This is a genomic window from Porphyromonas sp. COT-290 OH860 (assembly GCF_000768935.1).
In the GTDB taxonomy this organism is placed as follows: Bacteria; Bacteroidota; Bacteroidia; order Bacteroidales; family Porphyromonadaceae; genus Porphyromonas.
In genome coordinates this window covers 24537-35404 of the sequence record NZ_JRAR01000080.1, presented here as the reverse complement: position 1 = coordinate 35404, position 10868 = coordinate 24537, and the positions used below count along the sequence as shown (strand labels likewise).

Here is a 10868-nt window from a genome sequence, read left to right as displayed (position 1 = left end):
GAGGGTTAGAGCGAACGCATACACAGAATATCCTTGAAGCTATGGCGTACAATCTCAAACGTATGCCAGGGCTGCTTGTGCTTGAAGGTGTCAAATAAGCACAAAATGCCCGACCTTGTGGCTCTTTGCTCACAAGGTCGGGGTAAAGGGGGAGGATACCCAAGTTGAAAAACACAGCCTCAAGCAGCAAAAACACGACTCCAGAGAACTGAGGTAACGAAGGGGTCCATTGTGCAATGGTCTAGCAGATGCTACTACTCGTTGCGTGAGCCTAGGAAGCGGAGCAGATATAGGAAGAGGTTGATGAAGTCTAGGTACAGCGTTAGCGCACCGATTACCGAAAGCTTTTTGGCGACCTCTTCGCTCTCTGCTTGATGGAGCATCAGCTTGATCTTCTGTGTATCGTAGGCGGTCAGACCCGTGAAGATAAGCACACCGATACCCGAAATAACGAGCTCAAACATAGAGTTCTTGAGGAAGATATTGACGACCGTAGCGATAATCAGACCTATGAGCGCCATCATCAAGATACTACCCATCTTGGATAGATCTCGCTTAGTTACATACCCCACAAAGGCCATAGCAGCAAATGTCCCAGCAGTGACGAAGAAAGTCGTGGCGATAGACTGCATCGTATAGGCGGCAAAGATGAGGCTAAGCGTCACGCCATTGAGTATAGAATAGGCGGCAAAGAGTATCGTGGCGGTCATGAAGCTCATCTTCATCACACGTGAGCTAAGGTAAAAAACGATACCCAACTCGGCGAGCATCAGCCCCCAAAAGAGGATGCTATTGCTCATCAACTCGTAGAAGAGCGAGCTGCTATAAGTCAGCATCGCTGTAAGCCCCGTGATTGAGAGCCCCATAGTCATCCATAGAAACACACGCTGGATCAGTGAGCGCTGTACCACAGCAACATCTTGCTCGTAGATATAACCTCCCGAGCGAGATCCTTCTGGATAATAATTTTGATTGTTCATATCTTCGTTAATTATCGAATAGTTTTACAAATATAACAGGATCTCCGTATATATAGTTGCCCAGTGACTACTCCATGGATCCGAAAGAAGCAGAGGCCACCTCTCATAGTAGAGAAGTAGCCTCTGACATTTATCTAGCTATGTCGTGGACAAGCGGCTTAGTCCTGCTTGTCATTGAAGAGATGGTCTACGTCTAACTTCTGGATCTGTCCATACTTCTTCATAAAGTCTAGGGGTAGATCGGACTCACGACCGATAAGCACATAGGTGTAGTCGCTGCCCTTAATGGACTTATTGAAGAAGGCAACTAGATCAGCTAGCGTCATCTTCTTGACCTCTTCATAGACTTGGCGGCGCATATCGTTGGGGATACCTAGACGTTTGAGCGACTCGTATTGCCAGAATATGTCTTGACGAGTGATGCGTTCGCTCTCGATATCTCGCAGTACAGATTCTTTGGCTGTCTCGAAGTTCTTCTCCGCCTCGGGCATATTCTGCACTAGGCCTTCCATGGCATTGAAGGCTTCGGTAAGTTTATTAGCCTGCGTACCAATGAATGCCTGTATGTAATTGTAGTCGCCGAGCTTCCTAGCTCCGCCATAATAGGCGTATGCAGAGTAAGCCAAGCTCTTAGCCTCACGAATCTCTTGAAAGACGATAGACGACATACCCCCACCGAAGTAGGCATTGAACATAGATGAGAGCGCCATCTCCTTGGCATCGTACTTAGCCACTCGGCGAAGCATCATCATCTGCGCCTGCACCATATCATAGTCGGCATAGTAAATCTTGCCGCCTGTGGGCTGCTGCTGGTAGACGGTAGCCTTGGGATAATCCTTAGTGCCAAACTTATGGTTACGCTTGAGGGATTTCTTGATGCCCTCGACGTCATTGCCGTAGTAGAACACACGATGCTTATAGTCCATAAGCCCTTTAATCAGATTGGTTAGCTCGGCAGCTTTGATCTGTTTGAGCTCACGAGTGGGGATAATATCCCTCTGAGGCGAATGCTCTCCGTACATCGCATAGTTTACTTCTGCACGGAAAATGGCTTGGCTACTCTTCTTATTATCCTCACGTGCCTTGATCGTCTGAGCGATGTGTTCGTCTAAAATAGCCTGATCGGGCTTAGCACCACGCAGCAGATCCTCAAGCAGGCGAATACCTGCCTCCATATTGCGCTTGAGCCCCGTGAGGGTAATCTGCATGCGTTCACCCATAGAGCGTACCGAATAGCTAACACCTAGTTTATAGAACTCTTGGCGAATCTGCTGAGGTGTGAGCTTATCTGTCCCGATTAGCCCAAGGTACTGAATGGCTAGGTCAAGCTTCTTATCGTTGTACTGCCCCATATCGAATAGGTAAGTCAGCTCAAAGAGGTCATTGTCTGGGTTAATGATATACTCGATGGTCTGCTTGCCAATCTGGGTACGCTTGATTTCCTTCTGATAGTCGATGTAGAGCGGATTGAGCCTTGGCGCTTGCTGGGCTAGTAGCTCCTTGCCGAAAGTAGACATAGTGCTACGATCCAGCTCTAGAGGTGTGATGCCGGGGTTCTGCACTCGGATCAGATCCTTGTTCTCTCCGATACGCTTGTAGACGGTGATATGGTTGTCTGCGTAGTGCTTCTTGACGAACTCGACGAGATCGGCCTTCTTGATCTTGCGCAGATTTTCGATGAACTTGAGGCGATCTCCCCACTTCTGCCCATGTATGAAGGCTGTATAGTGCTCAGTGGCTACATCGTTGGGCTCGGTCGTGGCACGGATCTTCTGTAGCTCAAGGTCGTTGATCGTAGCTTCGATGAGCCACTCAGGGAAGTCCCCTTGCTTGATCCGCTCAATCTGTGCCAATAGTAGCTCACGTACCTGCTCTAGAGTCTGTCCCTGCTTGGGCATACCAAAGAGCTGATGCACGCTGTATTCCTTGTGAATCATTGGGGACGAACCAGCCTGCATCACCTGCTGTGCTTGGTTGAGGTCTAGGTCGATCAGCCCAGCCTTACCATTAGCCAAAATCATATCTACCAATGTCAGATAGGCAGCGTCCATAGAGCCCGTACCACCGTCTAGGCGATAGGCTAGGAAGAGGTACTCGGGATCTTTGCTGTACACATCGTAGGTCTGAGCCTTGGCGATGGGTAGCTCACGTGCGAACTTTGGGTGTTCTAGAGGCTTAGCAGGCTTCTTGCCGAAGTATTTATCTACCAGAGCAATGGTCTTGTCGTACTCAAGGTCGCCCACCAGTACGATAGCATAGTTGTTGGGTACATAGTACTTGTAGAAATAACGCTCAATGGCCTCGAGAGAGGGCGACTTGAGGTGCTCACTCGTCCCAATGGTCGTCTGCTGTCCGTAGGGGTGCGTTGGGAAGAGCGCCTTACCCATCTGCTCGAAGACACGGCTACTGATACGATCCTGCCCCATATTAAATTCCTCGTAGACGGCTTCGATCTCGGTATGGAAGAGGCGTAGCACCAGTTCGCCAAATCGCTCGCTCTCGATCTGTAGCCAGCGCTCTAGCTCATTGGCGGGAATGTCGTTTTTGTAGACCGTTTCCTCTACCCAAGTGTGGGCATTAGTCCCTTGGGCTCCGATAGAGGTTGTTAGGCGGTCGTACTCATTGGCCGACACATACCCAGCAGCAATAGTAGAGATCGAGTCGATCTGATGATAGAGGCGACGGCGCTCTAGGCTATCGCTACTAGCTTTGTGCTGCTCGTAGAGATCGCTAATCTTCTTCAGCTCGACACGCTCTTTCTCCCAGTTGAGGGCGCCCAAACGACTGGTGCCTTTGAAGAGCATGTGCTCTAGATAGTGTGCCAGCCCTGTGTTGTCGGCTGGGTCATGGTTGGAGCCAGCACGCACCGGAATGTAGGTCTGGATACGTGGTGTCTTGGGGTTGCGGCTAAGATACACGGTTAGGCCATTCTCCAGCGTGTAGACACGGGTGTGCGTGGGGTCGTCGGTGACCTCCTCGTACTTGTAGCCGGCAGGATCTGTCTTCTGGAGTGTCTTGTACTCCTGTGCGCTCAGGCCCGATAGGGTAAGCACACCTGTAAGGATCAGCATAGACTTTTTCATAATCCTATATAATTAGTTGATGAAAAGAAAATAGGACTGAGGTAGCAACTGGTTCTAGTCACTATCACAGTCCTACTCAATAGGTACTCAAATGATTATTTACGCTTGCGGACAGGAGGCACTACGAGCTTGTAGCCCTTACCGTGTACGTTCTTGATCTCAATGGTCGGATCAAGGTCTAGCATACGGCGTAGCTTAGTTACATAAACGTCCATACTACGCTGGGAGAAAGCATGCTCGGGATCTACCTGAGTTTCTGTGATGCCCCAAATCTCTCTGAGGGCATGGCTACGCTCGAGGGTCTTATTGGCAAACTGGCAGAGCAGGGTCAGTAGCTCGCTCTCCTTGGTGGTTAGGCGAATGATATGCTCACCGAGGCAAAGCTGCTGTGTGGTGGTATTGAAGCTGTATTTACCAAGCTGATACACCTCTTGTGGCTCATTCATATCCCTAGAGAGGGTGCCAGCACGACGAAGCAAGGCCTCGATACGCAACACAAGCTCCTCCATATTGAATGGCTTGGTGATATAGTCGTCAGCTCCAGCGTGGAAGCCCTCGAGGATATTCTCACGCATACCCATAGCTGTCAAGAAGATGATTGGCATAGCCTTATTGACACCACGGATCTCTCTGGCGAGCGTCATACCGTCTTTCTGAGGCATCATGACGTCTAGCAAGCATAGGTCGTACTCCTTCTGCTGGAAGTGTTCCCAACCCTGCTGACCGTCACGACAATGATCTACCTCGAAGTTGTTCTTCTCTAGAAGTTCTACTAAGATGTTACCTATATTCTCCTCGTCCTCGCAGAGAAGAATTCTCAGTTGATTTCCCATAAGTTTACCCTATAATTAATTTATTGAAATATCCGTAACTAAACTACTTAACTCTATTGGCTCATATAGCTCCCTTGGCTCACAGGGAGTTTAATCACAATGCGTGTGCCACCCTCTGGCTTACTCTCTGCATAGATCCGCCCGTCAAACTGCTTGATGACGGAAGCCACATAGGCCAAGCCCAACCCAAAACCTTTGACGTCGTGCCTATGCCCCGTGGGGACACGATAGTACCGCTCGAAGACCTTCTTGAGGCTATCCTTGGGGATACCGATACCGTTATCCTCGACCACGATCTTGATGTAGGACTCTACATTCTCGGTAGCCAGCCTAAGCTGTAGAGGTCTATCGGGGTGAGCATACTTGACCGAGTTGTCGAGCAGGTTGAAGATAACGTTGGTCAGGTGTACCTTATTGGCCTTAATCCATGTATCGTAGGCCTCCAAATCGAGGGTCAGATCGCCTCCTTTGTTCTGCGCATGAGCCGTATAGATCTCGGCCACGGGGAGCAAAATCTCGTTGAGCTCTAGCTCGCGCAGAGGCATTGGGTTAGTTTTACCGTCGAGCACGGAGAACTGCAACACCTTATCGATAAGCAGCTGCATACGCCCCGTCTCGTGCTCAATGATAGAGATGAACTTGGAGCGCTTCTCTGGCTGCTCTATGACATCTCTATCACGCAGACGCCCAGAGGCTAGCTTGATAGAGCTAACGGGAGTCTTGAGCTCGTGCGTCATATTGTTGATGAAGCTCGTCTTCATGCTCTGGAAGGATAGATGCCTTACCAGTATCGTAATCACGAAGCCTCCCAATATCAAAACGAAAATGGTAGAGATAAGCCCGGGGAGCGCAAAGCTCAGCATCTCACTACGACTCGGACTAAAGTCTAGGGTCAAGCGCAGGAATGGGGTCATCTGGTTTGGGTTACTCTGCTTGACAAAGAGGCGCTGAATCACCACATCTTCGTTATTACGATCCTTCTGTAGCATACCCGGCTGTGTAAACTCGTAGAGCTTGCGCCCCTTGGCGTCACAGAGCATGATGTTGTAAGCCTCGCAGACACCTTTGCTATCGAGTCGTGTGCGTAGCTGCTGGGTCATGAAGCGGGGGTTGATGAGCTGAGGAATGCTATCGTAGGAGTACTCTTCGTAGAGATGCCTGAGCATATACTCGTCTAGATGATCTCGGCGCATAAGATAGGTCTGCATCATGCGATTGCTAATGGCTGGCAGCTCCGAGTCTTCAAATGTTTCGCTGGAATTGCCATCTATGGCTTGTATCCCCGTCAGCGTCGCCTTCTTCTCTTGCTGGTGTCTATAAGGCAGATGTATTGGAGAGGGTATCTGACCCTGCATGACCGATGCGTTGAGCTCTAGGTTTAGGTAGCGGATTAGCTCACGTAGCTCAATATCCCCAGCGACCTCGGCAAGCGCATCCTTGGCCATCTGACGCGTCTGCTCCTTTCGGATGCTGATGACACGCTGATAATAGGTGTACTGCAATCCAAACAGGACAATAAAGACGAGTAACAGGGTGAAACCTACCCCTAAAATTGCCTTCTTCTTCACAGCTGAGCTTCTCTAGTCTAAAAATACTTTTTCCAAGACTTTGAACTTCTATCTACGTGGCTCGATCTTGAAGCTCATTACCCCGATTATGATCCTCCTATCAACTAAGCGCCTCTAGAACAGACTTTATACGCAGTCTATTAGTTTGCGCAAAAGTAATGAAAAACCATTGATTTTACAATTAAACAATTAACCCGCTAATTATCAGTCATAAATCATTTCTAAATAGCACATACATTAAGCTATACAGCCTCTTAGAGTCCTTGCTTTTTAGGTTTATCATAGATAAGAGAGAGCATATTTACTCAAATTCCTGATGAAGTCCCGGTATTATCTATGCCATAACAGTGCCATCAGCACACCTACCGAGCTCTCTTAACTAGTCACGAGAAGGGTATCTCTGATCGGTGTGCTGATCATCTCGGCAAGGTCATTCTTGATCGAAATAAGCAAAAAAGTGCAAACAAACTATCCTCAAGACAAACCCTCTCCAAGGGCCAGTTTGGAGCATTTTACCTACATCTTCGGCCAAATCGAAGGGAAGACTTTTTCGTTTCTATGGGCTCATCTACCAAGATGTGTGCACCAATCTGAGAGAATTGATGGGAAGGAATGGCAAACAATAAGCCCCTAAATCTATAAAATCGGCTAAGAGAAGAATCTATACACATAGAGAACAGCGACTTACAAAACAAGCGTTTTAAGCGACTGTTTTCACTAGGCTGAGTCGAAGTACACCAGCGCAGTCCGTCGCCATGTAGCGCCTCCTAGAGGGCAAATATGAGGCCTATACTTTTTCGTCTAAGCAACGAATACTTCCCCACCAACATTCTGAAAATTGGTCTAAAATATAAATTCAGGCAACGGAACAACGGGGCCCGATATTCCTCAAATTATGATAGAACAATATTTGCTTATTATCGACTAGTGGCTTACTTTTGTTACTCAAGGGGAGGATTGCTCAAGGAGTGAATCCGTATAAAATTGTTCGTGTCCTAATGCTCGAGCGAAAGATCTTCTCTGTGTAATTTTTCTGACACGCCACGTAATGGTTGATAAGGCTTAAAAACTCTATTTATGATAATTGACTTACTATTTTTTGTCCTAGGTATCGTATTGATTATTGGTGGTGCCAATTCGCTAACGGACGGCGCCGCAGCTCTAGCAAGGCGTATGGGGCTTAGTCCGCTTATGGTAGGCCTTACCGTAGTAGCCTTCGGGACTTCAGCCCCCGAGTTCGTAGTTAGCTTGACCTCTGCGCTCAAGGGTAGCGCAGACATCGCTATCGGCAATGTGGTTGGGAGCAACATCTTCAATATCCTAGCCATCGTAGGTATCACGGCTCTGGTGACGCCACTAAGCATCACTGCCAGCACTGTGCGCAAAGAAATACCTCTGCTCATCTTGGCTTCGTGTGTCTTCGCCGTGATTGCTTGGGATACCCTATTTAGTGGCTTGATTGGTCAAGAAAACTTCCTCAGCAGAAGCGAGGGACTAGCACTACTAGGCTTTTTCTTGATATTCCTGACCTATACATTCTCTATAGCTAAGTCTGCTGGTGAGATTGAGCAGGAGAGCGACCCAAGCAAGAAGCGTAAACCAATGTGGCTACTCATCGCTCTCATCATAGGAGGACTCGCAGGACTCATCTTCGGTGGGGATCTCTTCGTTTCTTCTTCGTCGTCCATTGCTCGCAGCTTCGGTGTTAGCGAGGCATTCATCGGTCTAACCCTTGTGGCTATGGGGACATCTCTGCCAGAGCTTGCCACCTCGGTCGTGGCTGCGTTGAAAAAAGAACCCGAGCTTGCCGTGGGCAACGTAGTCGGCTCAGGGCTCTTCAATATCTTGTTTATCCTCGGCACTACTGCCACCGTAACACCGATCAAAATGTCGGGCGTCACGGTCGTGGACTTCCTCGTCATGGTGCTCTCGAGTATTCTACTCTACGTCTTCGGCATATTCTTTGGGCAGCGTACCATTACACGCCTAGAGGGAGGTATCCTATTCGCTTGCTTCATCGCCTACAATGCTTACCTTTTCAGCCAAATATAGCCTCGTCTAGTAACCTCTAATATCAGTCCGTCATGGTCACCGATACCTACGAACCCGTATTCTCCCCCGAGGAGGAGATGCGGATAGAGGAGGAGTACAAAGCCCTCCTAGATATTTACCTTGCGAGTAATCACCGCAAGAAGGTAGACATCATCAACAGGGCCTTCACCCTAGCTCGCCTTGCCCACGGAGGTGTGAGGCGTCGTAGTGGAGAGCCCTATATCCTACACCCTATCTCCGTAGCACGCATCATCTGCGAGGAGATGGGGCTAGGCTCTACCTCGATTTGCTGTGCCCTGCTACATGATGTGGTAGAGGACACAGAGTACACAGTCGAGGATATACGCACTCGCTTTGGGGACAATATAGCACGTATCGTAGACGGACTAACCAAAATATCGGGAGAGAACTTCCAAGCCACCGAGTCGATACAAGCAGAGAACTACCGCAAGCTACTGCTCACGATGAGCAATGATGCCCGTGTGATCCTCATCAAGATAGCCGACCGTCTGCATAATATGCGCACACTGGGCTCAATGCTCCCCGCCAAGCAATACAAGATCATCGGCGAAACACTCTATGTCTATGCTCCACTAGCACATCGCTTCGGACTCTTCTCTATCAAAACCGAGCTGGAGGACCTGAGCTTCCGCTACGAGCAACCAGATCGCTACGCCTACATCAGCGAGAAAGTAGCAGCTAGCGAGGCCGGGCGACAAGACCTATTCGAGCGATTCTCCGCTCCAATCATCTCCTCGCTACTGAAGAAAGGCATCGTTTTCGACATCAAGACCCGCACCAAGAGCAACTACTCGATCTGGCGCAAGATGCAGGAGAAGGGAGTTCCCTTCGAGGAAGTGTATGACCTATTCGCCGTGCGTATCGTTTTCGATAGCTCCGACGGCTACCCCGAGAAGAACCGCTGCTGGGATATCTACACTGCTATCACCGACATCTACCGTACTCACCCAGATCGGCTGAGGGACTGGCTCTCCAACCCCAAGGCCAACGGCTATCAGGCACTACACTCTACCTTCATGGGGCCAGACGGTCGCTGGATAGAGGTTCAGATCCGTAGCAAACGTATGGATGATATAGCAGAGCAAGGAGTGGCGGCTCACTGGCGTTACAAGGGAACTCAGGTAGAGGAGGATCGGGAGCTAGAGCAGTGGCTAGACACCATACGAGAAGTCCTGCAAGTACCTACGCCAAGTGCCATGGACTTCCTTGACAATCTCAAGCTCAGCCTCAACACGCAAGATATTTTGGTCTTCACGCCCAAGGGCCGTAGCCTAAGCCTGCCAGCCAATGCGACGGTACTAGACTTTGCATATGCCATTCACTCCGACCTAGGCGATCGATGTATCGGGGCGAAAGTCAATCATCACGTCAAACCCATCTCCACACGCCTCAACACAGGTGACCAAGTAGAGATCCTCGATAGCCAAAGCACCCGACCAGCCAAGGAGTGGCTAGAGTTCGTAGCGACGGCACGAGCCAAGTATAAGATTGAAGAAGCCCTGCGCCGACAGAGGAGAGAAGGGACACAGCGAGGCGAAGAGATGGTCACAGAACTCTTCCATGACAGAGGGGATACGGTGACAGCCTCCAAGATTGATCGGCTCTCTCACTCGTATGGCTATGAGAAGAAAGATGACTTCTTCCACGCCGTGGGCGTTGGTGAGGTTAATCTGGACGAAGATACCCGCCTAATCATGAAAGATGAGCCAGAGGCACCGAACTATATCTCGCGTTTCCTCTCGCTCTTTGGGGTAAAAAACCAGAGTACTACGGCAGCTCGCAAAGCCGCCAAGGCTAAGCGCCAGACCAACGAGCCTACCTCCTCTGGCGTGATAGACAGAAAAAGCACGTATATACTAGAGGAGACGGAGGGACGCCTGAACTATCGAGTAGCTCTGTGCTGCCACCCAATACCGGGTGATGATGTTCTCGGCATCGTTTCGGACAAGAATATCGTCGAGGTGCATGACAAATCTTGCCAGAGAGCCATGCGCATCAAGAGCAGTCAGGGCGATAGACTCGTTTCCACAGAGTGGGGCGAGCATCACGAGTCACTCTTCGAGGCAACGCTATCGGTCAAGGGAGTGGACTCGGCGGGCATCTTGCACTCGATCACTCAGACACTACTAGAGGAGTTCAAGGTCAATATCACCAGCATCAATATATGCGCCAAGGACGGTATCTTCGAGGGGCACGTAACCCTAATGGTACATCAGCTCTCGGAGCTTGACCGTATCAGTCAAGTTCTGCTGCGCAACAACAGATCTTTGATGATGGTATCTCGTGTACACGGCACGGCGCAGCTCATGAGTTAATCGACATCCGTGGAGA

General features: G+C 49.6%; 6 protein-coding genes. 2 read left to right on the top strand and 4 right to left on the bottom strand.

Annotation, left to right across the window (positions count from 1 at the left end; translation table 11 throughout):
- Positions 1–254: 254 nt before the first annotated feature.
- The 4 genes from HQ41_RS08870 to HQ41_RS08855 all read right to left on the bottom strand — a co-directional run bounded on the left by HQ41_RS08870 (position 255) and on the right by HQ41_RS08855 (position 6464).
- Positions 255–980 (bottom strand): Bax inhibitor-1/YccA family protein, encoded by a 726-nt coding sequence (locus HQ41_RS08870; protein WP_044190680.1) that lies wholly within the window; start codon positions 978–980, stop codon positions 255–257.
- 158 nt (positions 981–1138) lie between these two features.
- Entirely contained in the window at positions 1139–4063 is a 2925-nt protein-coding gene (locus tag HQ41_RS08865) for a pitrilysin family protein (protein WP_044190676.1), read from the bottom strand.
- Positions 4064–4158: 95 nt separating this feature from the next.
- Positions 4159–4896, bottom strand: a complete 738-nt coding sequence (locus HQ41_RS08860; RefSeq protein ID WP_044190671.1) for a response regulator transcription factor — start codon at positions 4894–4896, stop codon at positions 4159–4161.
- A gap of 53 nt (positions 4897–4949) precedes the next feature.
- The gene (locus HQ41_RS08855) at positions 4950–6464 is read right to left on the bottom strand and encodes a cell wall metabolism sensor histidine kinase WalK (protein ID WP_044190668.1); all 1515 of its coding nucleotides are present in this window, start codon (positions 6462–6464) and stop codon (positions 4950–4952) included.
- A gap of 1083 nt (positions 6465–7547) precedes the next feature.
- On the opposite strand from HQ41_RS08855, the gene HQ41_RS08850 reads away from it, so the two are divergent.
- Positions 7548–8516 carry a calcium/sodium antiporter gene (locus tag HQ41_RS08850; RefSeq protein ID WP_044190686.1) on the top strand — a complete coding sequence of 323 codons (969 nt, stop codon included), beginning with the start codon at positions 7548–7550 and terminating at the stop codon, positions 8514–8516.
- Positions 8517–8548: 32 nt separating this feature from the next.
- The gene (locus tag HQ41_RS08845; RefSeq protein WP_044190666.1) at positions 8549–10852 is read left to right on the top strand and encodes a bifunctional (p)ppGpp synthetase/guanosine-3',5'-bis(diphosphate) 3'-pyrophosphohydrolase; all 2304 of its coding nucleotides are present in this window, start codon (positions 8549–8551) and stop codon (positions 10850–10852) included.
- Positions 10853–10868 lie beyond the last annotated feature (16 nt).